Consider the following 25,130-nt stretch of genomic DNA (forward strand, 5'->3'; position numbering starts at 1 on the left):
CATGACTTCGAGCATTCTCGCTGCGCGGAACCTTAGCAAAGTGGTCGAGAGCGCGGAAGGCGAGCTGACCATCCTCCACGACCTCGACCTGAACCTGGCCAAAGGCGACAGCCTGGCCATAGTCGGCAGCTCCGGCTCGGGCAAATCCACCCTGCTCGGCCTGCTCGCCGGGCTCGACCTGCCCAGCGGCGGCACCGTGCTGCTGGCCGGCAAGGACCTCGGCGAACTCGACGAAGACCAGCGCGCACGCCTGCGCGCCGAGCATGTCGGCTTCGTCTTCCAGTCCTTCCAGTTGCTCGACAGCCTCAACGCGCTGGAGAACGTCATGCTGCCGCTGGAGCTCGAAGGCCATGGCGACGCCCGCCAGCGTGCCCGCGCCCTGCTCGAGCGGGTCGGCCTGGGCCAGCGCCTGTCGCACTACCCACGCCAGCTGTCCGGCGGCGAGCAGCAGCGGGTGGCCATCGCCCGCGCCTTCGCCGCCGAGCCGGACGTGCTGTTCGCCGACGAGCCTACCGGCAACCTCGACAGCCACACCGGCGAGCGCATCAGCGACCTGTTGTTCGAGCTCAACCAGGAGCGCGGCACCACCCTGGTGCTGGTCACCCACGACGAACGCCTGGCCCATCGTTGCCAACGCCTGATCCGTCTGGAGGCCGGCCACCTGATCGACCGCGTGGAACCCTGATGAACCGCGTACCGCTTACTCGCCTGCTGGCACTGGCCACCCGCCAGTTGCTGCGCGACGCCCGCGCCGGCGAGCTGCGCGTGCTGTTCTTCGCCCTGCTGGTGGCGGTGGCCGCCAGCAGCGCCATCGGCTACTTCAGCGCGCGGCTGAACGACGCCATGCTGCTGCGCGCCAGCGAATTTCTCGCCGCCGACCTGCGCCTGAGCGGCAGCACGCAGGCCAAAACCGAACAGATCGAAGCCGGCACCCGCCTGGGCCTGGATCACGCGCAGATAGTCGAATTCTCCAGCGTGGTCGCCGCCGGCGACGGCATCCAGCTGGCCAGCGTCAAGGCCGCCAGCGATGCCTACCCGCTGCGTGGCGAACTGAAAAGCGCTGCCGCCCCCTATCAGCCGGAAGAGCCAGGCGCGGGTCCGGCGCCCGGCGAAGCCTGGGCCGAGACGCGTCTGCTGGCCGCCCTGGGCCTGCAGATCGGCGACGAGTTCGAGATCGGCGCCAAGCGCCTGCGCCTGACCCGCGTGCTGACCTACGATCCGGACGGCGCCGGCGACTTCTACAGCCTGACCCCGCGGGTGCTGATGCACCTGGACGATCTAGCCGCCACCGAGGTGGTACAACCGGGTAGCCGCGTGCGCTTTCGCGAGCTGTGGCGCGGCGATGCCGAGGTGCTGGCCGCCTACCGTCAGGCGGTGCAGAGCAGCCTCGAACCCAACCAGCGCCTGGAGGATGCTCGCGATGGCAATCGCCAGGTCGGCAGTGCGCTGGGCCGTGCCGAGCGCTACCTGAATCTGGCCAGCCTGGCCGCCGTGCTGCTCGCCGGGGTGGCCGTGGCACTGTCGGCGGCGCGCTTTGCCGCCCGCCGTTTCGACGCCAGCGCGCTGCTGCGTTGCCTGGGCCTGTCGCGCCGTGAAGCGCTGACGCTGTTTGCCCTGCAGCTGGCGCTGCTCGGCCTGCTCGCCTGCCTGCTGGGCGCCCTGCTCGGCTGGCTCGGCCAGCACGTCCTGTTTCACCTGTTACGCGGGCTGATCCCCGACGACCTGCCGCCAGCCGGCGTCTGGCCGGCCCTGGCCGGCATGGCCACCGGCCTGGTGGCGCTGGCCGGCTTCGCCCTGCCGCCGCTGGCCGCGCTCGGCCGTGTGCCGCCGCTGCGGGTGTTGCGCCGCGACCTGCTGCCGGTACCGGCCAGCTCCTGGCTGGTGTACGGCGCGGCGCTGCTGGCGCTCGGCCTGATCATGTGGCGCCTGAGCCTGGATCTGCGCCTGACCCTGGCGCTGCTCGGCGGCGGCCTGCTCGCCGCCCTGCTGCTCGGCGGCCTGCTGCTGCTCGGCCTGCAGAGCCTGCGTCGTCTGCTGCAACGCGCCGCCCTGCCCTGGCGTCTGGGCCTCGGCCAACTGCTGCGTCACCCGCTGGCCGCCGCCGGCCAGTCGCTGGCCTTCGGCCTGATCCTGCTGGCCATGGCGCTGATCGCCCTGCTGCGCGGCGAACTGCTCGACACCTGGCAGGACCAGTTGCCGGAAGACGCACCCAACCACTTCGCCCTCAACGTGCTGCCGGCCGAACGCGACGCCTTCGCCGCGCGCCTGGCCGAACTCTCGCCGCATCCGGCACCGCTCTACCCGGTGGTGCCGGGCCGCCTGGTGACGATCAACGACGAGCCGGTGCGTCAGCTGGTGAGCAAGGAGAGCCGCGGCGAACGGGCGATCCAGCGCGACCTCAGCCTGACCTGGGCCGAACAGCTGCCCGCGGACAACCAGATCACCAGCGGCCGCTGGTGGGGCGCAGCGCATGCCAACGAACTGCCGGGGGTGTCGGTGGAAGCCGAACTGGCCGAGAGCCTGCAACTCGAGCTGGGCGACCGTCTGCGCTTCAACGTCGGCGGCATCGAACGCGAGGCGCAGGTCAGCAGCCTGCGCGAGGTGGACTGGGACAGCTTCCAGCCCAACTTCTACATGATCTTCGAGCCACAGACCCTGCAGGACCTGCCGGCCACCTATCTGACCAGTTTCTATCTGCCGCCGGGTCAGGACGCCGAGCTGGTGACGCTCAGCCGCGCCTTCCCCAGCGTCACCCTGCTGCAGGTCGACGCGCTCTTGGCGCAGCTGCGCAGCATCCTCGCCCAGGTCACCCTGGCCATCGAGTACGTGCTGCTGTTCGTCCTCGCCGCCGGCATCACCGTGCTGCTCGCCGGGTTGCAGGCGACGCTCGACGAACGCATCCGCCAGGGCGCCCTGCTGCGCGCCCTGGGTGCCGAACGCCAGCTGCTGGTCAGCGCCCGGCGCGCCGAATTCGGCCTGCTCGGCGCTGCCGCCGGCCTGCTCGCCGCGCTGGGCTGCGAACTGGTGAGCTTCCTGCTGTATCGCTATGCCTTCGACATGAGCTGGCAACCGCACCCCTGGCTGCTGCTGTTGCCGCTGATCGGCGCCCTGCTGGTGGGCACCGCCGGCGTGCTCGGCACCCGCCGCGCGCTCAATGCCAGCCCGCTAAGCGTGCTGCGCGAGGGTTGACTGAGGAAGGACCCGGAAGGGCTTTGCGCTGCGACCGTCACCGCTAGGAGCGCCTGCCCCGACGGAGCATTTGCGACGAAACGACGGCAGCCCCTAGACTTGCCGCCTCTCCAATCACTCCGAGATGCCATGAGCCGTTATCGCCCCCCTCGCCCCGCCGGCACGCCATTGATCACCCCGGAAGGCGAGGCGCGCCTGCGCGCCGAACTGCACGAGCTGTGGCACGTGCGCCGGCCGCAGGTGACCCAGTCCGTCAGCGAGGCCGCCGCCCAGGGCGACCGCTCGGAGAACGCCGAGAATACCTACGGCAAGAAGATGCTGCGCGAGATCGACAGCCGCGTGCGCTTTCTGACCAAACGCCTGGAAAAGCTCAAGGTGGTCAGCGACAGACCCTCGGACCCGAACAAGGTCTATTTCGGCGCCTGGGTCACCATCGAGGACGAAGACGGCGAACAGTCGCGCTACCGCATCGTCGGTCCGGACGAGCTGGATCTGAAACAGGGGCTGATCAGCATCGACTCGCCGCTGGCCCGCGCGCTGGTGGGCAAGCCGCTGGACGCCGAAGTGCGGGTGCACAGCCCGAGCGGCGAGAAGACCTGCTACATAGTCGAGATCGACTACCCCTGAGGCTCCCTACCGCCGGGTAATCAGGCCCTGGCGCGCCACCCGTACCAGCTCGGCGACCGTTTCCGTCAGGGCATCGGCGCTGGGCGCCTGGACCACCGCCAGGTCGAAGCTGTCGCGCGGAAAGCGCGCCAGCGACTCGCCGCGCTGCACGAACTGGATACGGAAGGTACGCGGCCCGCTCCAGCGCTTGGGCCAGCCGTCGAGGTAACGCAGCAGGGTCGGTTGGTGATTGCCGCCGAGCAGGATGCGCGGGTTGCGCAGCAACAGCCCCGAGGTGATGGGGGCCAGGCGAATGTGCGGTTGGGGACAGGTCATGCTCGAGTCTCCGCCTCAAAAATCCCGCTGGGCAGCGGTGGGAGGCGACACCGAACCAGCGCTTTAGCGGAATTTCGGGTGCTGGAAACTTCACCCTGTGGCGCCCCGCAAGTAGCTGTTTAAATCGGCGCAGCGCGCATCCTAGAGAAGCCCGCGCGATACTGTCAAGGCGAGCCACCACCGGCCAAGCGCCATGACCGCCGACCAGTTGCGCCTGTTCTTCGCCCTGCCCTGCCCGCCGCCGCTGGCCGCGGCGATCTGCGCCTGGCGTGAGCGCGAAGCGCCCGGCGGCAGGCCGGTCGATGCCGCCAACCTGCACCTGACCCTGGCCTTTCTCGGAGCACAGCCGGCCAGCTGCCTGGCGCCGCTGCTGAGCCTCGCCGCGCAGTTGCCGGGCGAAGGCTGCGAGCTGCGCCTGGATCGCCTCGGCCGCTGGCGCGGCGGCGTACTGCACCTGGCGCCCAGCCGGGTGCCGCAGGCGCTGGACGAGTTGCAGCGGCAGCTGCACGCACGCCTGAGCGGCGCAGGTTTCGAACTGGAGCGGCGCGCCTTCCGCCCGCACCTGACCCTGGCGCGGCATTACCCGCAGCCGCCGGCCGGCGCCGCCCCAACCTTCGATTGGCCGCTGCGGCAGTTCGCCCTGTTTTGCTCGGAATATGACGGCCACGGCAGCCGCTATCGCCTGCTCGGCCAGTGGCCGTTGCGGCCTGCGACCCCAACCGGGCGTAGCGCCCCGTAACAGCAAAGCCTGGGCAATCTCGCCGGCAAAACAGGGCAATCTCGGGAAAAGTGCCGCGATAGAGGGGTTAGTCTGGAAAATTCGGCAATGGCATGTTTCCTGCCCTCTCCCTCGAGCCGTACGTGCCACGGGATGGGCGCGATTTTGTTGCAGGACGCACCTCAACACACCCATCGAGAGCGCCCATGAACAAGAACAAGACCCTGCTCGCCCTCTGCCTCGGCGCCGGCCTGCTCGCCAGCGGCCAGACCCAGGCCTTCTGGTTCGGCTCGTCCGGCTATACCCAGACCCAGTACCCCATCGTCCTCGGCCACGGCATGCTCGGCTTCGACAGCATCCTCGGCGTCGACTACTGGTACGGCATTCCCGCCGCCCTGCGCCGCGACGGCGCCAGCGTCTACATCACCGAGGTCAGCCAGCTGGACACCTCCGAAGCGCGCGGCGAGCAATTGCTGCAGCAGGTCGAGGACATCGTCGCCATCAGCGGCAAGGCCAAGGTCAACCTGATCGGCCACAGCCACGGCGGCCCCACCACCCGCTACGTCGCCGCCGTGCGCCCGGATCTGGTCGCCTCGGTCACCAGCGTCGGCGCGCCGCACAAGGGCTCGGCCACCGCCGACTTCCTCAAGGGCATCAGCGACGGCCCCGCCGGCCCGGTCGCCACCCCGCTGCTGGCGGGCATCGTCAATGGCCTCGGCGCGCTGATCAACTTTCTCTCCGGCAGCCCCAGCACCACCCCGCAGAACGCCCTCGGCTCGCTGGAGTCGCTCAACAGCGAGGGCGCCGCGCGCTTCAACGCCAAGTTCCCGCAGGGCATTCCCACCAGCGCCTGCGGCGAAGGCGCCTACAGCGTGAACGGCGTGCGCTACTACTCCTGGAGCGGCACCAGCCCGCTGACCAACCTGCTCGACCCCAGCGACCTGCTGATGGGCGCCAGCGCGCTGACCTTCGGCAGCGAAGCCAACGACGGCCTGGTCGGCCGCTGCAGTTCGCGCATGGGCCAGGTGATCCGCGACAACTACCGGATGAACCACCTCGACGAGGTCAACCAGACCCTGGGCCTGACCAGCCTGTTCGAGACCGATCCGGTGACCGTCTACCGCCAGCATGCCAACCGCCTGAAGAACGCCGGGCTCTGAGCCAAAGTCCGGGCCGGGGTCATCCGGCCCGGACGCCGTAGTGGAATCTGCCGTGAACAAAGCCCTGTTGCTGTTGCCCCTGCTGTTCGCCGTCTGCCTGGCGTCGATGCTCTATCTCGAGCCCGGGCATCTGCCCGATCGGTTCAATCCACCCGCGGCCAGCGGGGAAACCCCGCCACCGGCGGCGCCACCCGCGCTGCAGCAAGCGCTGCCCGCGCCCGTCACGCCGGCGAGAAAAGCCGCCGCTCTCGGCTTGCCGGCATCCTTCGTCGGCACCGAGGTGGACGGCCGCTTTCGCGTCGATGCCGCCGGCAACCTGATCGTCAGCGAAGACATTCGGCGTATTTTCGACTACTTCCTCGCCAGCCTCGGCGAGGAGAGCCTGGACGCCAGCGTCGCGCGTCTGCGCGGCTATATCGACGGCCAGTTGCAGGAACCGGCCCGGGCCCGCGCGCAGGCGCTGCTCGACCAGTACCTGGCCTACAAGCGCGAGCTGGTGCTGCTGGAGCGCGACCTGCCGCAACTGGCCAGCCTGGACGCCATGCGCCAACGCGAAGCGGCGGTGCAGGCGCTGCGCGCGCGGCTGTTCGACAGCGAGAGCCATCAGGCCTTCTTCGCCCGCGAGGAAGGCTACAACCGCTTCACCCTGGAGCGCCTGGCGATCCGCCAGGACGCCGGACTGAGCGACGAGGAAAAGGGCCTGGCGGTCGACCGCCTGCGCGCCAGCCTGCCGGAGGAGCTGCAGGACATGGTGCTGCCGCAGCTGCAGCAGGAGCTGCGCCAGCACACCGCACGCCTGCAGGCCGAAGGCGCCAGCGCCGCGCAGATTCGCCAGCTGCGCCAGCAGCTGGTGGGCGCCGAGGCCACTGCCCGCCTGGAGGCGCTGGACAGCCAACGCCAGGGCTGGCAGAAGCGTCTCGATGAGTATCTCGCCGCCAAGGCGCATATCCAGGCCAACGAGGGGCTCAGCAGCAGCGACAAGCGTGCCGCCATCGAGGCGCTGGCGGCGGAACGTTTCGACGAACGCGAGCGCCTGCGCCTGGAGGCGGCCGAGCAGTTGGCCGAGGCAGGCAGAAATACGAACGGCGGCTGAGTCCGGGCCGCCGGATCGTCGGGCGGAGCGCGTTGCGCTCCCCGTTGGGCTTCGCTGCGCTCAGCGCCAACCTACCGGCCAAGGCCTCCCTTACCCTCAGGTGCTGTCAGGTGCTGTCGCGCATCACCAGTTCGAAGCCGACGTCGATGCAGTGCTGCTCGGGCCTCTCGCCACGCATCAAGGCCAGCAGCATGTTCGCCGCCAGCTCGCCGATGCGTCCACGGGTGGTGCGCACCGTGCTCAGCGCCGGGTGCATCCAGGCCGCCGCCGGCAGGTCGTTGAAGCCGGCGATGGCCAGCCGCCCCGGCACCTCGAGGCCCAGCTGACGGGCGCGGAACAGCGCACCCATGGCCAGGTCGTCGTTGTTGAAGAACACCGCATCGATCTGCGGCTGCTGCGCCAGCAGACGGTCGAGCAGCTCGGCGCCGAGGCCGATGGACGACAGCTCGGGGGTGAGCAGCTCCAGCGCCGGGTCGTGACGGTTGAGGTAGCGCATCACCTGGCGGTAGCCCTCGGCGCGCTGCAGGGTGCGCGGGTCGAGCTGGGCGGCGGCGAAGGCGATATGCCGGTAGCCGCGCTGGACCAGGGCGCGGGTCATGGCGGCGCCGGCCTCGACCTGGGAGAAACCGACGCAGTAGTCCTCCGGCTCATCGCTCAGCTCCATCAGGGTCACCAGCGGGCAGCTGCTGGCGCCGAGGATCTCGCGCGCCGCGTCGCTGCGCTCGAAGCCGGTGACCAGCAGACCCGCCGGCTGATGCGCCAGGTAGGAGCGCAGCAGGCGTTCGTCCTCCTCGACCCGGTAATGGCTGACGCCGATCATCATCTCGAAGCCGGCCGGCATCAGCACCCGCTGGATGGCCTCGACGGTATCGACGAACACCGAGTTCGACAGCGAGGGAATCACCACCGCCACCAGGTTCGAGCGCGAGCTGGCCAGCGCCCGCGCCGCCGGATTGGGCACGTAGCCCAGCGCCTTGGCCGCGCGCATCACCTGCTCGCGCAGGGCGTCGGAGACCCTGCCCGGCTGCGACAGCGCACGCGAGGCGGACATCAGCGAGCAGCCGGCGGCCTTGGCCACATCCGACAGGGTGACGCGTTCGGCGGAACGGCGACGACGTTGACTCATAGCGCCTCCAGAGATGGTCTGGCGGGGATTCTACCAGCCTCGCCAGCGGATAAAGCGCGGGACACGCCGCCCGGGAGGCCGCCACCATGCAAGGAGCGGCCGTCCCAACGTGCCCCGCGAAACTTACAAGGCAGCCTTGGCGGCCTCGGCCTGCACCTGATCGAACAGCTGCTGGCCGACCGTGTCGACCACCTTCTGGATCGCCGGGGCGGCCTGCTCGCGCATGCGCTGCACCTCGGCGGCGTCCACTTCGTTGATCTGCATGCCCTTGTCCTTCAGCTCGGCCAGGGCGCGCGCGGCCTCGGCGCGGGTGTCCTGGCGCTCGAAGTCACGCGCCTTCTGCGCCGCCTCCATGAGAATGCTCTGCTCGGTGGCAGACAGGCCGTCCCACCAGCGCTTGGACACGGTGAGAATCCACGGGCTGTACACGTGGTTGGTCACGGTCAGGTACTTCTGCACCTCGTAGAACTTCGAGGAGAGGATGGTGTTGAACGGGTTTTCCTGACCGTCCACAGCCTTGGTCTCCAGCGCGGTGAACAGCTCGGAGAACGGCAGCGGCACGGCGTTGGCGCCCATCAGCTTGAAGGTCTCGAGGAACACCGGGTTGGGCATCACGCGCAGCTTGACCCCGGAGAAGTCCTCCAGCTTGGTGATCGGCCGGGCGTTGTTGGTCAGGTTGCGGAAACCGTTCTCCCAGTACACCAGGCCAACCAGGCCCTTCTCCTCCAGCTTGTCCATCACCTGGCGGCCAACCGGGCCGTCGAGCACGGCGTCGGCCTGCTCGGCGCTGCTGAACAGGAAGGGCGTGTCCCACACCGCCATTTCCTTGGTGATGCCGACCAGGGTGGCGGTGGAGCCGACCATCATTTCCTGGGCGCCGCCGATCAGCGCGCTCTGCATCTGGTCGTCCGAACCCAGGCTGGCAGCGCCGAAGGTGCGCACCTTGAGTTTGCCGTCCGAGGCCTTGGCCACCTCCTCGGCGAACAGCTTGGCCGCGCGGCCCTGGTTGCTGTTTTCGTTGAGGCCATAGCCGAAGCGGATCATCCGCGAGCGGACTTCGTCGGCGTGGACGCTGACAGCGGCGAGCGGGCTGCACAGCAGGGCAGCGGTGAGGATGGCGAGCAGCGGACGTTTCATCGGGACTACCTCTTATTGTTGTGAACGAAGCCGGCGCGCCCGCGCCGGTTGGGGCGAATCAGCGCAGCCAGGTCAGCGGCACGGTGACGATGGCCGGGAAGGCGATCAGCAACGCGACGATGCCCAGGTAGATCAGGAAGAACGGCATCACCCCGCGCACCAGCACCTCCATGCGCAGCCGACCGATGCCGCCGACCACGTTGAGCACGGTGCCCACCGGCGGGGTGATCAGGCCGATGGAGCCGATCAGCACGAACATCACGCCGAAGTACACCGGGTCGACCCCGGCCTTGATCGCGATCGGCGCCAGCACCGGGGCGAGGATGAGGATGGTCGGGGTCAGGTCGAGGACCATGCCCACCGCAATCATCAGCAGCATGATCGCCAGTACCAGCAGTTGCGGGTGGTCGGCCAGCGGCCCGAGCATGGCGCCGATCTCGTCCGGCAGCTGGGCCAGGGTGATCATGTAGGCCGATACCGTGGCGGCGGCGCAGAGGAACATCACCGAGGCGGTGGTGCGGCTGGCGCGGGTCAGGGTTTCCATCAGGCTGGCCCAGCTCAGCTCGCGGTACAGCAGGGTCGACACCGCCAGGGCGTAGACCGCAGCGACCACCGCCGCCTCGGTCGGGGTGAAGAGGCCGAAGCGCAGGCCGCCGACTATGATCACCGGCAGCATCAGCGCCGCGGCGCCGTCGACCAGCACCCGGCGGCGCTCGGCGGCGCTGGCCTTGGCCGGCGTCGGCTCGGTGAAGCCGCGGGCAATCAGGCTCCAGGCGACGATCAGCCCGGCGCCCATGATCAGCCCCGGCACCAGGCCGGCCATGAACAGCTGGCTGATCGAGGTGTTGGTGACCACGCCGTAGATCACGAAGGGCATCGACGGCGGGATGATCGGCGCGATGATGCCGCCGGCGGCCACCAGGCCGGCCGAGGAATGCAGCGGGTAGCCGCGCTGGCGCATCATCGGCAGCAACAGGGTGGCCAGCGCCGCGGTGTCGGCCAGGGCCGAGCCGGACATGCTCGCCAGCAGCACCGCGGCGGCGATGGCGACGTAGCCGAGGCCGCCGCGCAGGTGGCCGAAATAGGCCTGGGCCATGGCGATGATGCGCTTGGAGATGCCGCCGGCATTCATCAGCTCGCCGGCGAGGATGAAGAAGGGCACGGCCAGCAGCGGGAAGCTGTCGGCGCCGGCGAGCAGGTTCTGCGCCAGCAACTGCACGTCCCAGAAGTCCAGGTACCACATCAGCAGTGCCGCCGTGAGGATCAGGGCGAAGGCGATGGGCATGCCGAAGGCCATGAAGCCCAGCAGGGATGAAAGGAAGACGGCGACGGTCATCGGCAGGTCCTCGGTGGGCAGTGCCCGTTCTTGTTAGTGATGACGCAGCCTCAATCGACTTGCGCGTGAGCCAGGCTTGCCTGCGGCGCGCGGCGCCACAGGTTGATCAGTTGCACCAGGGCGAGGACGGCCAGCACCGTCATGCAGGCCAGCACCGGCACCATGGCCAGCACCACCGGATAACCGACCACGGTGCTGTGGTTACCCCAGCCGAACTGCACCTGCATCCACGCGCCCCAGGCCGCCAGCAGGCTGGCGCCGGCCACCAGCAGCCAGCTCAGCGAATCCAGCAGACGTTGCGCAGACTGCGGGAAGCGGTCGCGGATCATGCGGAAGGTCATCAGCTCGCCGCGGCGCATGCTCGAGGCCACGCCGACGAACACCAGCCAGACGAAGGCCAGCCGCGACAGTTCCTCGGCCCCGGCCCAGCCGGTGCCGAAGGCGTAGCGCAGCACCACGTTGGCGAACACCGCCAGTACCATGAAGGCCATCAGCGTCGCCATCAGGCCGTCGGTGAGGCGGTCGAACAGCCGCGCCAGGCGGCCCTCGTAGATGGGGTCGGCGCCCAGCTGCGAGACATGGTTAGCGCTATCAATTTCTGTCATCGAACCAGCGGCATCGGCGCCCGAGCCGGCCTCCGGCAGATCGCGGCGCAACCAGGCGCAGATATCCGCCAGCAGCGCCTCGCGGCTGGCGGCCGCGTTCAGCACGCAGACATGTGGCTCGCCGGCCGGTGCTTCGAGGGTGGCGAACTGGCTGTCGACCAGCGAGGTCGGCATGAAATGCCCGGGACGCGCGCCGACTCGCTGCAGCGCGGTGGCCTGGTCGATCTGCAGATGCACGAACTGCAGCCCCGGCACCGCCGCGCGCAGGCGCTCGCGGTAGGCGCGCTTGAGCGCCGAGCAGGCCAGCACGAAGCCCTCGCCCGCCGCCTGGGCGGCCAGCATCTGCTCGCTCAGGGCGTCCAGCCAGTGGCTGCGGTCGTCGTCGCTCAGGGGGATGCCGGCGCGCATGCGCTCGACGTTCTCGCGGGGATGGAAGTGATCGGCTTCGATATGGCGCCAGCCGAGGGTGGTGGCCACCGCCTGGCTGATCTCGCTCTTGCCGGAGCCGCTGACGCCCATGACCACCAATGTGGTGCGGGCAGGCAGTGCGAAAGGCTGTTGCTGCATGGGAACTCCAGGGCGCCATCGACGTGGTGCCGCTCATTGTTTGGCCGGATGTTAGCGCTATCCAAATCGTTCGACAACCCTATTGCGGCAACATTTCGTAGAGCATTTCTGCGTCAGGCGGCGCAGCGACTCTAGCCCGCGGTCCGCCGCTGCGGTCACCATCGCGGGATAGCGACCGCAGAAGATCCCTCGACCATGACCCCATTCCGCCCTCGCCCCTGGCTTGCCGCCCTGCTGCTACCACTGACCGCGCAGGCCGAGAACGCCAGCTATCAGGCCGAGCCGCTGGTGGTTACCGGCAGCCGTTACCAGGCCAGCGGCTGGCGCCTGCCCTTCTCGGTCAACCGCATCGATGCCGAGCAGGCCACCCTGGGCAAGCCGGGGGTCAACCTGTCCGAGGCCCTCGGCAGCGTGCCCGGCCTGGTGGTGCAGAACCGGCAGAACTACGCCCAGGATCTGCAGCTGTCTTCGCGCGGCTTCGGCGCCCGCTCGGCCTTCGGCATCCGCGGTATCAAGCTGCTGGCCGATGGCGTGCCGCTGTCCAACCCCGACGGCCAGGGCCAGGCGGCGACCTTCGACCTCGATACCCTGGAGCGCATCGAGGTGCTGCGCGGCCCCTTCGCCAGCGTCTACGGCAGCAACTCCGGCGGGGTGATCCAGCTGTTCTCGCGCGATGGCGAAGGCGCACCCAGGGTATCGCTCGATACCTCGCAGGCGGCTTTCGGCACCAGCCGCACGCGAGTCAGTGCCGAGGGCGGCAACGACCAGGCCGGCTTTATCCTCAACCGCTCGCACTTCGAGACCGACGGCTACCGCGAGCACAGCGGCGCCATCCTCGACAAGAGCTTCGCCAAGCTGACCCTGTACCCGGACGATGCCAGCAAGCTCAGCCTGAGCTTCAGCCAGCTCGACCAGAACGACACCCAGGACCCGCAGGGCCTGACCTGGCAACAGGTGCAGACCGACCGCCGCGCCGCCGCCCCCAGCGCTCTGGCGTTCAATACGCGCAAGACGGTGGATCACCAGCAGCTTGCCCTCAACTACGAGCGCAGCTTCGCCGCCGGCACCTGGCAGAGCACGCTGTACAGCGGCACACGGCGGGTGATCCAGTACCAGTCGATCCCGGTGGCGGTGCAGGCCAACCCGTCCCACTCAGGCGGAGTGATCGACTTCGAGCGGCGCTTCTTCGGCGCCAGCAACCGCTGGATCCAGCCCTTCGACCTGGGCAGCAGCCTGCTGACCCTGACCGCCGGCCTGGACTACGACCATTCCCGCGACGACCGCCAGGGCTTTGAGAACTTCGTCGGCAGCACCCTGGGGGTGAAGGGCAACCTGCGCCGCGACGAGCGCGATGAGGTCAGCAGCCTGTCGCCCTATGTCCAGGCCGCCTGGCAACTGGGCAAGCTCGACCTGCAGGCCGGCCTGCGCCACAACGAAGTGCGGTTCGAGGTGGACGACCGCTTCCTGAGCAATGGCGACGACAGCGGCGCGGTCACCTACCGCGAGCTAACCCCGACCCTGGGCGCCAGCTACGCGCTGCTGCCGGAGCTGAATCTTTACGCCAGCTGGGGCAAGGGCCTGGAAACACCGACGCTCAACGAACTGTCGTACTCCGGTCCCGACAACGGTTTCGGCTTCGACCTGCAACCGGCCACCAGCGAGCAGGTCGAAATCGGCCTCAAGGCCCGCCTCGGCCAGGCCAGCGACCTGCAACTGGCGCTGTTTCAGATCGACACCGACGACGAGCTGGTGGTGGCATCCGCCAGCGGCGGCCGCACGCGCTTTCAGAACGCCGCACAGACCCGCCGTCGCGGCGTGGAACTGGCGGTGGCAAGCCAACTGAGCGACACCCTGCGCGGCAACCTCGCCTACAGCCATATCGAGGCCGTCTACAGCCAGGACTTCGCCAGCGGCGGCCGGCCGATCGCGTCTGGCAATCGCCTGCCCGGCATCCCCGCCAGCACCCTGTATGGCGAACTGGCCTGGCAGCCGCGCGAGGGTTTCAGCACCGCCCTCGAAGGGCTGTACCGCAGCAAGCTGTATGTCGAGGACAGCAACGCCGCCAAGGCCGCGCCCAGCTACGCGCTGTTCAACTGGCAGGCGCGCTTCGAGCAGCAACTCGACGCGCTGACCTTCAACCAGGTGCTGCGCATCGACAACCTGCTGGACCGCCAGTACATCGGCTCGGTGATAGTCGGCGAGAGCAACGGCCGCTACTACGAACCGGGGCCGGAACGGGCCTGGTATGTCGGCGCGGGGGTGCAGTATCGGTTCGATTGAGGCGTTTGCCGTAGGGGCGCCGTGCGCACCTCGTAGCTGAGGGTGACACTCGGCAACGACGCGAATCGGCTGCCCTCTCCCACCTGAGGGCGAGGATCAGTTCGCTGAGCCCAGCGTAAGCCCCCGGTGCGCACGGCGCACCCTACGCAGCCGGCGCCTACAAGCCGCGCGCGATGACCATCCGCTGCACGTCGCTGGTGCCTTCGTAGATCTGGCACACGCGCACGTCGCGGTAGATGCGCTCGACCGGGAAGTCCTTGAGGTAGCCGTAACCACCCAGGGTCTGGATCGCCGCCGAGCAGACCCGTTCGGCCATCTCCGAGGCGAACAGCTTGGCCATCGAGGCCTCGGTCAGGCATGGCAAGCCGGCTTCGCGCAGGCTGGCGGCGTGGTGCACCATCTGCCGCGCCACGGCGATCTGGGTGGCCATGTCGGCCAGGCGGAAGGCCACCGCCTGGTGCTCGATGATCGGCTTGCCGAAGGTGACCCGCTCATGGGCGTAGTCGCGCGCCGCCTCGAACGCGGCGCGGGCCATGCCCACCGCCTGCGCGGCGATGCCGATGCGCCCGCCTTCCAGGTTGGCCAGGGCGATGCGGTAACCCTCGCCCTCCTCGCCCAGGCGCAGCTCGGCCGGGATGCGCACTTCGTCGAGCTGGATCTGGCAGGTGTCCGAGGCGTGCTGGCCGAGCTTGTCCTCCACCCGCACCACCGAGAACCCGGGCGTGTCGGTGGGCACGATAAAGGCGCTGATGCCCTTCTTGCCGGCCCCCGGGTCGGTGACGGCGAAGACGATGACCATGCCGGCGTGGTTGCCGGAGGTGATGAACTGCTTGGCGCCGCTCAGCACGTAGTGCCCGCCGTCGCGCCGCGCGCGGGTGCGCAGGTCGCTGGCGTCGGAGCCGGCCTGCGGTTCGGTCAGGGCGAAGGCGCCGAGCATGCTGCCTTCGGCCAGCGGGCGGAGGAAGCGCTGTTTCTGCGCCTCGCTGCCGTATTTCAGGATCGGCATGCAGCCCACCGAGTTGTGCACGCTCATGATGGTGGAGCAGGCGCCATCACCCGCCGCCACCTCTTCCAGGGCCATGGCGTAGGCCAGATGGCCGGTCTCGGCGCCGCCCCACTGCTCCGGCACCAGCATGCCCATAAAGCCCAGCTGGCCCATTTCGGTGATGGCCTCGGTTGGGAAGCGATGCTCGCGGTCCCAGTCGGCGGCGAAGGGCTTGAGCCGTTCCTGGGCGAACTGGCGGGCCATGTCGCGGATCAGTAGTTGTTCTTCGTTGGGCAGCATGGCTGGCTCCGATAATGCGGGTTGATCGATCGCCCTACGGTGGGAGGCGCTTCAGCGGCGACTGTCGCGGCTAAAGCCCCTCCCACAGACCGGGCGGTGCGAGGCTCGGGTGGTTGGTGCGCACCGCTCCCCCTGAGTCAGAATCTTTCGATCGCCACCGCCGTGGCCTCGCCGCCGCCGATACACACCGAGGCCACGCCGCGCTTGAGCGCGTACTGGCTCAGCGCATTGAGTAGGGTCACCAGCACGCGCGCGCCGGACGCACCGATCGGGTGGCCGAGGGCGCAGGCGCCGCCGTGCACGTTGAGCTTGGCGTGGGGGATCTCCAGGTCGCGCATGGCCACCATGGGCACCACCGCGAAGGCCTCGTTGATCTCGAACAGGTCCACTTCGTTCAGGCTCCAGCCACTGCGCGCCAGCACGCGCTGAATCGCGGTAACCGGCGCGGTGGTGAACAGGTTCGGCGCCTGGGCATGGCTGGCATGGGCGACGATACGCGCCAGCGGGCTCAGGCCACGCCGCACGGCCTCTGACTGGCGCATCAGCAGCAGGGCCGCAGCGCCGTCGGAAATCGAGCTGGAGTTGGCTGCGGTCACGGTGCCGCCGTCGCGGAACGCCGGCTTGAGCGTGGGAATCTTCTCCGGCCTGGCCTTGGGCGGCTGCTCGTCGGCGGCGATCAGGCGCCGCTCACGCCCGGCAGGAGCCTCGACCGCGACGATCTCGTCGGCAAAATGGCCGGCCTCCATCGCCTGCTGCGCCCGGCGTAGCGACTCCAGGGCGTAGGCGTCCTGTTCCTGGCGGGTGAAACCGTAGCTCTGCGCGCAGTCCTCGGCGAAGGTGCCCATCAGCCGGCCGCGCTCGTAGGCGTCTTCCAGACCGTCGAGGAACATATGGTCGAGTACCTGGCCGTGGCCCATGCGATAGCCCGCGCGGGCGCGCTGTAGCAGGTACGGCGCGTTGGACATGCTCTCCATGCCGCCGGCCACCAGCACCTCGGCGCTACCGGCCAGCAGCTGGTCGTGGCCGAGCATCAGCGCCTGCATGCCCGAACCGCACATCTTGTTCAAAGTGGTGCATTGCGCCGCCTGGCTCAGGCCCGCGCCGAGCGCCGCCTGGCGCGCCGGGGCCTGGCCCTGACCGGCCTGCAGCACGCAGCCCATCAGCACGGTATCCACCACCTCGGCCGCGAGTCCGGCGCGCTCCAGGGTGGCGCGGATGGCGGCGCCGCCCAGTTCGGCGGCGGACAGGCCGGCCAGGTCACCGAGAAAACCGCCCATGGGGGTACGGGCGGCGCTGACGATCACGACCGGATCGGTTGCAGACATGGTTGTCTCCTGAAAGTCGTTGGTGTGCCATGGGTTGCGGCCAGGCCGATCAGCTCGCCCCGGCCGGATGCAATCCGGGTCATGTGTCGGTTACTTCGCCGCCATACGCAGCGCGCCATCGAGGCGGATCACCTCGCCGTTGAGCATGGGGTTCTCGATGATGTGGCGCACCAGCGCGGCGTATTCCTCGGGACGGCCCAGGCGCGGCGGGAACGGCACGCCGGCGGCCAACGAGTCGCGCACCTCCTGCGGCATGCCGGCCATCATCGGCGTCTCGAAGATGCCCGGGGCGATGCACATCACGCGGATGCCCGAGCGCGCCAACTCGCGCGCCGCCGGCAGGGTCATGGCGGCCACCCCACCCTTGGACGCGGCATAGGCGGCCTGACCGATCTGCCCGTCGAAGGCCGCCACCGAAGCGGTGTTGACGATCACCCCGCGCTCGCCCTCGGCATTCGGCGAGTTCTGCGCCATGGCCTCGGCGGCCAGGCGCAGCAGGTTGAAACTGCCGATCAGGTTGACCTCGACGGTGCGGAGGAAACTGTCCAGGCCGTGCACGCCGTTACGTCCCAGCACCTTCTCGGCCGGTGCGATACCGGCGCAGTTGACCAGCCCGTGCACGGCGCCGAAGGCCTCCAGGGCCTGCTCCACGGCCGCGCGGCCATCCTCCTCGCGGGTGATGTCGGCCTGCACGAAGCGGGCGCCCTCTCCCAGCTCTAAGGCGGCGCGCTGCCCCGCCTCGGCATTGATGTCCAACAGCAGCACCTTGCCGCCCTGGCCGAGCAGCTGACGGGCAGCGGCCAGGCCCAGGCCGGAACCGCCACCGGTAACCAGAAACACGGAACCTTCGATACGCATAACAACTTTCCCCGAGGCAGTGAGGCTCTGCCATTTACCTTTACGTTAACGGAAAGTAACGTCAAGCCCCTTTTTTGCCCGGATGCGACCCGCCGGTCGTTTTTTATCGCAGCACGCCGATGCCTATTCCACGGACGCCACGCCGCGCTTGACAGGGTGACGAAGCCAGCTTTACGTTAACGTAAAGGTAAATAGCAAGGCGCCCCTCATGCCCACCACCTACTCCATCTCCGACCTGGCCCGCGAACTGGACGTGACGCCGCGCGCCATCCGCTTCTACGAGGAGCAAGGCATGCTCGCCCCCGAGCGCCGCGGCCAGGAGCGCATCTTCAGCCCCCGCGATCTGGTCACCCTGAAGCTGATCCTGCGCGGCAAGCGCATCGGTTTTTCCCTGGCCGAGTGCAAGGAGCTGATCGACCTCTATGACCCCAGCAGCGGCAACCGCAAGCAGCTGGAAACCTTCATGGACAAGATCGCCGCACGCCGCGCCCAGCTCGAGCAGCAGTTGCTCGACATCCGGCAGATGCAGCTGGAGCTCGATACCGCCGAGGAGCGCTGCCTGGCAGCCCTGGCCGAAACCGACATGTAGGGTGCGTCGCGCGCACCACCCCAACCGACCTGGTGCGCACGGCGCACCCCAAGACAACAAAAGGTGTCCCATGAGCTACCCCAGCCTCAACTTCGCCCTCGGTGAAACCATCGACATGCTGCGCGATGCGGTCCACCACTTCGCCCAGGCCGAGCTGGCCCCGCGCGCGGCGCAGATCGACCGCGACAACGAGTTCCCCATGGACATGTGGCGCAAGTTCGGCGACATGGGCCTGCTGGGTATGACCGTGGAAGAGGAATACGGCGGCACCAACATGGGTTACCTGGCCCACGTGGTGGCCATGGAAGAAATCAGCCGCGCCTCGGCCTCGGTCGGCCTGTCCTACGGCGCGCACTCGAACCTGTGCGTCAACCAGATCCGCAAGAACGGCACTCACGAGCAGAAGCTCAAGTACCTGCCCAAGCTGTGCTCCGGCGAGCACGTCGGCGCCCTGGCCATGAGCGAGCCCAACGCCGGCTCCGACGTGGTATCGATGAAGCTGCGCGCCGAGAAGCGCGGCGACCGCTATGTGCTCAACGGCAACAAGATGTGGATCACCAACGGCCCGGACGCCAACACCTACGTGATCTACGCCAAGACCGACATCAACGCCGGCTCGCGCGGCATGACGGCCTTTATCGTCGAGCGCGACTTCAAGGGCTTCTCCCGCCACCAGAAGCTGGACAAGCTGGGCATGCGCGGCTCCAACACCTGCGAGCTGGTGTTCGAAGACTGCGAGGTGCCGGAAGAGAACATCTTAGGCAGCGAAGGCGGCGGCGTGCGCGTGCTGATGAGCGGTCTGGACTATGAGCGCACCGTGCTCTCCGGCGGCCCCACCGGGATCATGAGCGCCTGCATGGACGTGGTGCTGCCCTACGTGCACGAGCGCCAGCAGTTCAAGCAGTCGATCGGCGAGTTCCAGCTGGTGCAGGGCAAGCTGGCCGACATGTACGCCGGCATGAACGCCTCCAAGTCCTACCTGTACAACGTGGCCAAGGCCTGCGACCGCGGCGAGGAATCGCGCAAGGACGCCGCGGCGGTGATCCTCTACACCGCCGAGATGGCCACCAAGATGGCGCTGGACACCATCCAGCTGCTCGGCGGCAACGGCTACACCAACGAGTACCCGGCCGGCCGCCTGCTGCGCGACGCCAAGCTCTACGAGATCGGCGCCGGCACCAGCGAAATCCGCCGCATGCTGATCGGCCGCGAGCTGTTCAACGAGACCAAATAATCCGTAGGGTGCGCCATGCGCACCAAAACAACGGCAGGGTGCGCACGACGCACCCTACAGGAAGCGACCATGGCCATCCTGCACACCCAGATCAATACCCGCTCCCCCGAGTTCGCCGCCAACAGCGCGGCCATGCTCGAGCAGGTCGCCGACCTGCGCGCCCTGCTCGCCCGCCTGCACGAAGGCGGCGGCGAGAAGGCCCAGGCGCGCCACACCGCGCGCGGCAAGCTGCTGCCGCGCGAACGCATCAACCGCCTGCTCGACCCCGGCTCGCCGTTCCTTGAGATCGGCCAGCTCGCCGCCCACGAGGTCTACGGCGAAGAGGTGCCCGCCGCCGGGGTGATCGCCGGCATTGGCCGAGTCGAAGGCGTCGAGTGCATGATCGTGGCCAACGACGCTACGGTAAAAGGCGGCAGCTACTACCCGCTGACCGTGAAGAAGCACCTGCGCGCCCAGGCCATCGCCCGCGAGAACCGCCTGCCGTGCATCTACCTGGTGGACTCCGGCGGCGCCAACCTGCCGCGTCAGGACGAGGTGTTCCCCGACCGCGAGCACTTCGGCCGGATCTTCTTCAACCAGGCCAATATGAGCGCGCTGGGCATTCCGCAGATCGCCGTGGTGATGGGCTCGTGCACCGCCGGCGGCGCCTATGTACCGGCGATGAGCGACGAGACCATCATGGTGCGCCAGCAAGCGACGATCTTTCTGGCCGGCCCGCCGCTGGTAAAGGCCGCCACCGGTGAAGTGGTGAGCGCCGAGGAGCTGGGCGGCGCCGATGTGCACTGCAAGACCAGCGGCGTGGCCGACCACTATGCCGACGACGACGAGCACGCCCTGGCCCTGGCCCGGCGCAGCATCGCCAACCTCAACTGGCGCAAGCTCGGCCAGCTCGACGCCCGCGCGCCCATCGCCCCGCGCTACCCGGCCGAGGAGCTGTACGGGGTGATCCCGGCCGACGCCAAGCAGCCGTTCGACGTGCGCGAGGTGATCGCGCGCATCGTCGACGACTCGCAGTTCGATGAATTCAAGGCGCTGTTCGGTACCACCCTGGTCTGCGGCTTCGCCCGCATCGACGGCTACCCGGTGGCGATCCTGGCGAATAACGGCATCCTCTTCGCCGAGTCGGCGCAAAAAGGCGCGCACTTCGTCGAACTGGCCTGCCAGCGCGGCGTCCCACTGCTGTTCCTGCAGAACATCACCGGCTTTATGGTCGGCAAGAAGTACGAGGAAGGCGGCATCGCCAAGCATGGCGCCAAGCTGGTCACCGCCGTGGCCTGCGCCCAGGTGCCGAAGTTCACCGTGATCATCGGCGGCAGCTTCGGCGCCGGCAACTACGGCATGTGCGGCCGCGCCTACGACCCGCGCTTCCTGTGGATGTGGCCCAACGCCAAGATCGGCGTGATGGGCGCGCAGCAGGCCGCCGGCGTGCTGGTGCAGGTCAAGCGCGAGCAGGCCGAGCGCGCCGGTCAGCACTATTCGGACGAGGATGAACAGCGCCTCAAGCAGCCCATCGTCGAGCAGTACGAGAAGCAGGCGCACGCCTACTACTCCAGCGCCCGGCTGTGGGACGACGGCGTGATCGACCCGGCGCAGACCCGCGAAGTGCTGGCCCTGGCGCTGTCGGCCAGCCTCAACGCACCGATAGAGCCGACCCGTTTCGGCGTGTTCCGCATGTAATCCGTGAGAGGGGCTTCAGCCGCGCTTCAGGTCGCGGCTGAAGCCCCTCCCACACCGAATCCAATGTATCGGTGCGCACGGCGCACCCTACGGAATGACCATGACCGACTTCACCACCATCGAGCTTGCAAAAGACCCGCGCGGCTTCGCCACCCTCTGGCTCAACCGTCCGGAGAAGAACAACGCCTTCAACGCCGCGATGATCCGCGAGTTGATCCTCGCCCTCGACGCCGTTGGCGAGGACAAGAGCCTGCGTTTTTTGCTGCTGCGCGGCCGCGGCAAGCACTTTTCCGCCGGTGCCGACCTGGCCTGGATGCAGCAGGCCGCCGAGCTCGACTACAACGCCAACCTCAGCGACGCCCGCGAGCTGGCCGAGCTGATGTACAACCTGGCCGCACTGAAGATCCCCACCCTGGCCGTGGTGCAGGGCGCGGCCTTCGGCGGTGCGGTGGGCCTGGTCAGTTGCTGCGACATGGCCATCGGCGCCGAGGACAGCCTGTTCTCCCTGTCCGAGGTGCGTATCGGCCTGGCCCCGGCGGTGATCAGCCCCTTCGTGGTCCAGGCCCTGGGCGAACGCGCGGCCAAGCGCTATGCGCTGACCGCCGAGCGCTTCGACGGCCACCGCGCCCGCGAGCTGGGCCTGCTGGCCGAAACCTGCCCAGCCGCCGAGCTCGATACCCAGGCCGAGGCCTGGGTCGCCAACCTGCTGCTCAATAGCCCGCAGGCCATGCGCGCCAGCAAGGACCTGCTGCGCGAAGTTGGCAGCGGCGAACTGACGCCGGCCCTGCGCCGCTATACCGAGAACGCCATCGCCCGTCTGCGCGTCAGCGCCGAAGGCCAGGAAGGCCTGCGCGCCTTCCTCGACAAACGCACGCCCGCCTGGCAGGAGCAACAAGCATGAACCTCAAGCCTATCGACACCCTGCTGGTCGCCAACCGCGGCGAGATCGCCTGCCGCGTGATGCGCACGGCCAAGGCCATGGGCATTCGTACCGTGGCGGTGCACAGTGCCATCGACGCCACGGCGCGGCATGTGCGCGAGGCCGATTTGGCGGTGAACCTGGGCGGTGCCAAGCCGGCAGAAAGCTACCTGCTGATCGACAAACTGATCGACGCGGCCAGGGCCAGCGGCGCCCAGGCCATCCACCCCGGCTATGGCTTTCTCTCGGAAAACGCCGGCTTCGCCCGCGCCATCGAAGAGGCCGGGCTGATCTTCCTCGGCCCGCCCGCCTCGGCCATCGACGCCATGGGCAGCAAGTCCGCGGCCAAGGCCCTGATGGAGGCCGCCGGCGTACCGCTGGTGCCGGGCTATCACGGCGAAGCGCAGGATATCGACACCTTCCGCCAGGCCGCCGAGCGCATCGGCTACCCGGTGCTGCTCAAGGCCGCTGCCGGCGGTGGCGGCAAGGGCATGAAGGTGGTCGAGCGCGAAAGCGAGCTGGCCGAGGCCCTGGCCAGCGCCCAGCGCGAGGCGCAGTCGTCGTTCGGCGACTCGCGCATGCTGGTGGAAAAATACGTACTCAAGCCGCGCCACGTGGAGATCCAGGTATTCGCCGACCGGCACGGCCACTGCCTGTACCTGAACGAGCGCGACTGCTCGATCCAGCGCCGCCACCAGAAGGTGGTGGAAGAAGCTCCCGCTCCCGGCCTGTCGCCCGAACTGCGCCGCGCCATGGGCGAGGCGGCGGTCAAGGCCGCCCAGGCCATCGGCTACGTCGGCGCCGGCACCGTGGAGTTTTTGCTGGACGAGCGCGGCGACTTCTTCTTTATGGAGATGAACACCCGCCTGCAGGTGGAACACCCGGTCACCGAGCTGATCACCGGCCTCGACCTGGTGGCTTGGCAGATTCGCGTCGCCCGCGGCGAGGCGCTGCCGATCACGCAGGAACAAGTGCCGCTTAACGGCCACGCCATCGAGGTGCGCCTGTACGCGGAAGATCCGGACCACGACTTCCTCCCGGCCACCGGCACCCTGGCGCTATACCGCGAAGCTGCCGCCGGCCCCGGCCGGCGTACCGACAGCGGCGTGGCCCAGGGCGATGTGGTCTCGCCCTTCTACGACCCCATGCTCGGCAAGGTCATCGCCTGGGGCGAGAACCGCGAGGAAGCGCGCCTGCGCCTCTTGGCCATGCTCGACGAAACCCTGGTCGGCGGGGTCAAGACCAACCTGGCCTTCCTGCGTCGTGTGCTGGCCCACCCGGCCTTCGCCGCTGCCGAGCTGGACACCGGCTTTATCCCGCGCCACGAGGCGCAGCTGCTGCCGCCGCCGAGCGAACTGCCGGAGGCCTTCTGGCAACTGGCGGCCGATGCCTTTATCCAGAGCGAAGCCGCACGCCGCCGCGCCGACGATGCCCATTCGCCCTGGGCCGCGCGCAGCGGCTGGCGCAGCGGCGGCCCGGCGGAGATCGAACTGCACCTGAACTGCCAGGGCAGCAGCCGCAAGGTGCGCGCCAGCGGCCAGGCGCAGCTCCAGGGCGACAGCCTGCTGGTGCCCGGCGCGGCGCAGCAGCGCCTGCCTGCGATCCGCCAGGGCGACACCCTGTACCTGCAGTGGCACGGCGAACTGCACGCGGTCAGCCGCTTCGACCCGATCGCCGCCGCCGAGGCCAGCCATCATCAGCACGGCGGCCTGACCGCGCCGATGAACGGTAGCATCGTCCGCGTGCTGGTCGAGCCGGGCCAGGCCGTGGAGGCCGGCACCGCCCTGGTGGTGCTGGAGGCGATGAAGATGGAGCACAGCATCCGCGCGCCCGAGACCGGTACGGTCAAGGCCATCTACTGCCGCGAAGGCGAGCTGGTCAGCGACGGCGCGGTGCTGGTGGAGATCGAGTAGCCGCAGGGTGCGCCATGCGCACCAACGGCTGCGTTGGTGGATGTAAAAAGCGACATCCACCCTACGCTGTCGTGCGTCATGCGCAGCAAGCGCCCTAAGATAGCCAAACCCCATGGTGCGCACGGCGCACCCTACGCCACCGCGCACGCGCGATGACAACGGATACATACGAGGAACCCCGATGAGCCTGCCCAAATCCGTACGCCTGGTCGAAGTCGGCCCGCGCGACGGCCTGCAGAACGAGAAACAGCCGATCAGCGTGGCCGACAAGGTGCGCCTGGTGGACGACCTGAGCGCCGCCGGCCTCGGTTATGTCGAGGTTGGTAGCTTCGTCTCGCCCAAATGGGTGCCGCAGATGGCCGGCTCAGCCGAGGTGTTCGCCGCCATCCAGCGCCAGCCGGGCGTCACCTACGCGGCGCTGACGCCGAACCTGAAAGGCTTCGAGGCCGCCCTGCAGGCCGAGGTCGAAGAGGTGGCGGTATTCGCCGCCGCCAGCGAGGCCTTTTCGCAGAAGAACATCAACTGCTCCATCGCCGAGAGCCTGGCGCGCTTCGTGCCGCTGATGGAGGCGGCCAAGGCCGCCAAGGTGCGCGTGCGCGGCTATGTGTCCTGCGTGCTCGGCTGCCCCTACGACGGCGAGATCGACCCGGCGCAGGTCGCCAGCGTCGCCCGCGAGCTGTACGCCATGGGTTGCTACGAGGTATCGCTCGGCGACACCATCGGCACCGGCACGCCGGGCAAGACCCGCCACCTGATCAACGTGGTCGGCCGCGAGATCCCCCGCCACCTGCTGGCCGGGCATTTCCACGACACCTACGGCCAGGCCCTGGCCAATATCTACGCCAGCCTGCTCGAAGGCATCCAGGTGTTCGACAGTTCGGTCGCCGGCCTCGGCGGCTGTCCCTACGCCAAGGGCGCCACCGGCAACGTCGCCACCGAGGACGTGCTGTACATGCTGCAAGGTCTGGGCATCGACACCGGCATCGACATGGACAAGCTGATCGCCGCCGGCCAGCGCATCTGCGAGGTGCTGGGCAAGGCCAACGGCTCGCGGGTGGCGCGCGCACGCCTGAGCCAGTAAGGCCACCGCGGCATAGGTGCAAGGCCATCTCCCCAACAAAAAGGTCGGCAAGGTGGTGAGGAGCGTCGCTGCGCGTCAAGGCAACCCCGCCCGCTT

The 25,130-nt window shown here is 68.7% G+C and carries 21 protein-coding genes; 13 read left to right on the plus strand and 8 right to left on the minus strand.

All coding sequences use genetic code 11. The annotated features are described in order from the left end of the window. The first annotated feature begins 1 nt into the window (after position 1). The 3 genes from ACW9UL_RS11520 to greB all read left to right on the plus strand — a co-directional run bounded on the left by ACW9UL_RS11520 (position 2) and on the right by greB (position 3,816). Positions 2-685 (plus strand): ABC transporter ATP-binding protein, encoded by a 684-nt coding sequence (locus ACW9UL_RS11520; RefSeq protein WP_122109752.1) that lies wholly within the window; start codon positions 2-4, stop codon positions 683-685. Beyond that, on the plus strand, positions 685-3,189 hold the full coding sequence (locus ACW9UL_RS11525; RefSeq protein WP_457787078.1) for an ABC transporter permease: 2,505 nt from the start codon (positions 685-687) through the stop codon (positions 3,187-3,189). Before ACW9UL_RS11520 ends, ACW9UL_RS11525 begins: the two co-directional genes overlap by 1 nt. A gap of 129 nt (positions 3,190-3,318) precedes the next feature. After that, positions 3,319-3,816: a transcription elongation factor GreB gene (greB, locus tag ACW9UL_RS11530; protein WP_457787079.1), complete on the plus strand. Its 498-nt coding sequence runs from the start codon at positions 3,319-3,321 to the stop codon at positions 3,814-3,816. A gap of 6 nt (positions 3,817-3,822) precedes the next feature. Here greB and ACW9UL_RS11535 read toward each other — a convergent pair whose 3' ends face one another. Then, entirely contained in the window at positions 3,823-4,131 is a 309-nt protein-coding gene (locus ACW9UL_RS11535) for a hypothetical protein (protein WP_021446298.1), read from the minus strand. Positions 4,132-4,324: 193 nt separating this feature from the next. On the opposite strand from ACW9UL_RS11535, the gene thpR reads away from it, so the two are divergent. From thpR to ACW9UL_RS11550, 3 genes are all read left to right on the plus strand, one after another. After that, entirely contained in the window at positions 4,325-4,870 is a 546-nt protein-coding gene (thpR, locus tag ACW9UL_RS11540; protein WP_457787080.1) for an RNA 2',3'-cyclic phosphodiesterase, read from the plus strand. 185 nt (positions 4,871-5,055) lie between these two features. Beyond that, on the plus strand, positions 5,056-6,009 hold the full coding sequence (locus ACW9UL_RS11545) for a triacylglycerol lipase (RefSeq protein ID WP_397498501.1): 954 nt from the start codon (positions 5,056-5,058) through the stop codon (positions 6,007-6,009). 52 nt (positions 6,010-6,061) lie between these two features. Then, positions 6,062-7,102, plus strand: a complete 1,041-nt coding sequence (locus ACW9UL_RS11550; protein ID WP_457787081.1) for a lipase secretion chaperone — start codon at positions 6,062-6,064, stop codon at positions 7,100-7,102. 106 nt (positions 7,103-7,208) lie between these two features. Here ACW9UL_RS11550 and gntR read toward each other — a convergent pair whose 3' ends face one another. The 4 genes from gntR to ACW9UL_RS11570 form a co-directional block, all read right to left on the minus strand. Continuing rightward, entirely contained in the window at positions 7,209-8,228 is a 1,020-nt protein-coding gene (gene gntR / locus ACW9UL_RS11555) for an HTH-type transcriptional regulator GntR (protein WP_457787082.1), read from the minus strand. A 123-nt stretch (positions 8,229-8,351) separates the two neighbouring features. After that, positions 8,352-9,365 (minus strand): TRAP transporter substrate-binding protein, encoded by a 1,014-nt coding sequence (locus tag ACW9UL_RS11560; protein ID WP_457787083.1) that lies wholly within the window; start codon positions 9,363-9,365, stop codon positions 8,352-8,354. A 58-nt stretch (positions 9,366-9,423) separates the two neighbouring features. Further along, positions 9,424-10,701 carry a TRAP transporter large permease gene (locus ACW9UL_RS11565; protein WP_122109745.1) on the minus strand — a complete coding sequence of 426 codons (1,278 nt, stop codon included), beginning with the start codon at positions 10,699-10,701 and terminating at the stop codon, positions 9,424-9,426. A gap of 50 nt (positions 10,702-10,751) precedes the next feature. Next, positions 10,752-11,873, minus strand: a complete 1,122-nt coding sequence (locus ACW9UL_RS11570) for a gluconokinase, GntK/IdnK-type (protein WP_457787084.1) — start codon at positions 11,871-11,873, stop codon at positions 10,752-10,754. Positions 11,874-12,068: 195 nt separating this feature from the next. Between ACW9UL_RS11570 and ACW9UL_RS11575 the strand changes: the two genes are divergently transcribed. Then, complete coding sequence (locus ACW9UL_RS11575) at positions 12,069-14,153, plus strand: TonB-dependent receptor family protein (protein ID WP_457787085.1); 2,085 nt, start codon at positions 12,069-12,071, stop codon at positions 14,151-14,153. A 157-nt stretch (positions 14,154-14,310) separates the two neighbouring features. Here ACW9UL_RS11575 and ACW9UL_RS11580 read toward each other — a convergent pair whose 3' ends face one another. The 3 genes from ACW9UL_RS11580 to ACW9UL_RS11590 all read right to left on the minus strand — a co-directional run bounded on the left by ACW9UL_RS11580 (position 14,311) and on the right by ACW9UL_RS11590 (position 17,621). Next, positions 14,311-15,438 (minus strand): acyl-CoA dehydrogenase family protein, encoded by a 1,128-nt coding sequence (locus ACW9UL_RS11580; protein WP_457787086.1) that lies wholly within the window; start codon positions 15,436-15,438, stop codon positions 14,311-14,313. Positions 15,439-15,575: 137 nt separating this feature from the next. Next, the gene (locus ACW9UL_RS11585; protein WP_457787087.1) at positions 15,576-16,763 is read right to left on the minus strand and encodes an acetyl-CoA C-acyltransferase; all 1,188 of its coding nucleotides are present in this window, start codon (positions 16,761-16,763) and stop codon (positions 15,576-15,578) included. 90 nt (positions 16,764-16,853) lie between these two features. Next, a complete protein-coding gene (locus ACW9UL_RS11590) occupies positions 16,854-17,621 on the minus strand; it encodes a 3-hydroxyacyl-CoA dehydrogenase (protein ID WP_457787088.1) in 768 nt (255 codons plus the stop codon). A gap of 208 nt (positions 17,622-17,829) precedes the next feature. On the opposite strand from ACW9UL_RS11590, the gene ACW9UL_RS11595 reads away from it, so the two are divergent. The 6 genes from ACW9UL_RS11595 to ACW9UL_RS11620 all read left to right on the plus strand — a co-directional run bounded on the left by ACW9UL_RS11595 (position 17,830) and on the right by ACW9UL_RS11620 (position 25,034). Further along, entirely contained in the window at positions 17,830-18,210 is a 381-nt protein-coding gene (locus ACW9UL_RS11595) for a MerR family transcriptional regulator (RefSeq protein ID WP_129482315.1), read from the plus strand. Between the two features lie 70 nt (positions 18,211-18,280). Next, a complete protein-coding gene (locus ACW9UL_RS11600; protein WP_457787089.1) occupies positions 18,281-19,444 on the plus strand; it encodes an isovaleryl-CoA dehydrogenase in 1,164 nt (387 codons plus the stop codon). A 69-nt stretch (positions 19,445-19,513) separates the two neighbouring features. Next, a complete protein-coding gene (locus ACW9UL_RS11605) occupies positions 19,514-21,121 on the plus strand; it encodes a carboxyl transferase domain-containing protein (protein WP_457787090.1) in 1,608 nt (535 codons plus the stop codon). Positions 21,122-21,221: 100 nt separating this feature from the next. Then, on the plus strand, positions 21,222-22,022 hold the full coding sequence (locus tag ACW9UL_RS11610; protein WP_457787091.1) for a gamma-carboxygeranoyl-CoA hydratase: 801 nt from the start codon (positions 21,222-21,224) through the stop codon (positions 22,020-22,022). Beyond that, the gene (locus tag ACW9UL_RS11615; protein ID WP_457787092.1) at positions 22,019-23,953 is read left to right on the plus strand and encodes an acetyl/propionyl/methylcrotonyl-CoA carboxylase subunit alpha; all 1,935 of its coding nucleotides are present in this window, start codon (positions 22,019-22,021) and stop codon (positions 23,951-23,953) included. Before ACW9UL_RS11610 ends, ACW9UL_RS11615 begins: the two co-directional genes overlap by 4 nt. 181 nt (positions 23,954-24,134) lie before the next feature. Further along, the gene (locus tag ACW9UL_RS11620) at positions 24,135-25,034 is read left to right on the plus strand and encodes a hydroxymethylglutaryl-CoA lyase (RefSeq protein WP_457787093.1); all 900 of its coding nucleotides are present in this window, start codon (positions 24,135-24,137) and stop codon (positions 25,032-25,034) included. The last annotated feature ends 96 nt before the right edge of the window (positions 25,035-25,130 follow it).

The sequence above is a fragment of the Pseudomonas sp. PL-6 genome (genome assembly GCF_054110165.1).

Coding starts and splice junctions, on each gene's coding strand:
- ACW9UL_RS11620 (WP_457787093.1), top strand. CDS start 24,135: ATGAGCCTGCCCAAATCCGTACGCCTGGTCGAAGTCGGCCCGCGCGAC.
- ACW9UL_RS11575 (WP_457787085.1), top strand. CDS start 12,069: ATGACCCCATTCCGCCCTCGCCCCTGGCTTGCCGCCCTGCTGCTACCA.
- ACW9UL_RS11585 (WP_457787087.1), bottom strand. CDS start 16,763: ATGTCTGCAACCGATCCGGTCGTGATCGTCAGCGCCGCCCGTACCCCC.
- ACW9UL_RS11590 (WP_457787088.1), bottom strand. CDS start 17,621: ATGCGTATCGAAGGTTCCGTGTTTCTGGTTACCGGTGGCGGTTCCGGC.
- ACW9UL_RS11580 (WP_457787086.1), bottom strand. CDS start 15,438: ATGCTGCCCAACGAAGAACAACTACTGATCCGCGACATGGCCCGCCAG.
- gntR (WP_457787082.1), bottom strand. CDS start 8,228: ATGAGTCAACGTCGTCGCCGTTCCGCCGAACGCGTCACCCTGTCGGAT.
- ACW9UL_RS11600 (WP_457787089.1), top strand. CDS start 18,281: ATGAGCTACCCCAGCCTCAACTTCGCCCTCGGTGAAACCATCGACATG.
- ACW9UL_RS11570 (WP_457787084.1), bottom strand. CDS start 11,873: ATGCAGCAACAGCCTTTCGCACTGCCTGCCCGCACCACATTGGTGGTC.
- ACW9UL_RS11520 (WP_122109752.1), top strand. CDS start 2: ATGACTTCGAGCATTCTCGCTGCGCGGAACCTTAGCAAAGTGGTCGAG.
- ACW9UL_RS11560 (WP_457787083.1), bottom strand. CDS start 9,365: ATGAAACGTCCGCTGCTCGCCATCCTCACCGCTGCCCTGCTGTGCAGC.
- ACW9UL_RS11565 (WP_122109745.1), bottom strand. CDS start 10,701: ATGACCGTCGCCGTCTTCCTTTCATCCCTGCTGGGCTTCATGGCCTTC.
- greB (WP_457787079.1), top strand. CDS start 3,319: ATGAGCCGTTATCGCCCCCCTCGCCCCGCCGGCACGCCATTGATCACC.
- thpR (WP_457787080.1), top strand. CDS start 4,325: ATGACCGCCGACCAGTTGCGCCTGTTCTTCGCCCTGCCCTGCCCGCCG.
- ACW9UL_RS11545 (WP_397498501.1), top strand. CDS start 5,056: ATGAACAAGAACAAGACCCTGCTCGCCCTCTGCCTCGGCGCCGGCCTG.
- ACW9UL_RS11605 (WP_457787090.1), top strand. CDS start 19,514: ATGGCCATCCTGCACACCCAGATCAATACCCGCTCCCCCGAGTTCGCC.
- ACW9UL_RS11615 (WP_457787092.1), top strand. CDS start 22,019: ATGAACCTCAAGCCTATCGACACCCTGCTGGTCGCCAACCGCGGCGAG.
- ACW9UL_RS11525 (WP_457787078.1), top strand. CDS start 685: ATGAACCGCGTACCGCTTACTCGCCTGCTGGCACTGGCCACCCGCCAG.
- ACW9UL_RS11535 (WP_021446298.1), bottom strand. CDS start 4,131: ATGACCTGTCCCCAACCGCACATTCGCCTGGCCCCCATCACCTCGGGG.
- ACW9UL_RS11610 (WP_457787091.1), top strand. CDS start 21,222: ATGACCGACTTCACCACCATCGAGCTTGCAAAAGACCCGCGCGGCTTC.
- ACW9UL_RS11595 (WP_129482315.1), top strand. CDS start 17,830: ATGCCCACCACCTACTCCATCTCCGACCTGGCCCGCGAACTGGACGTG.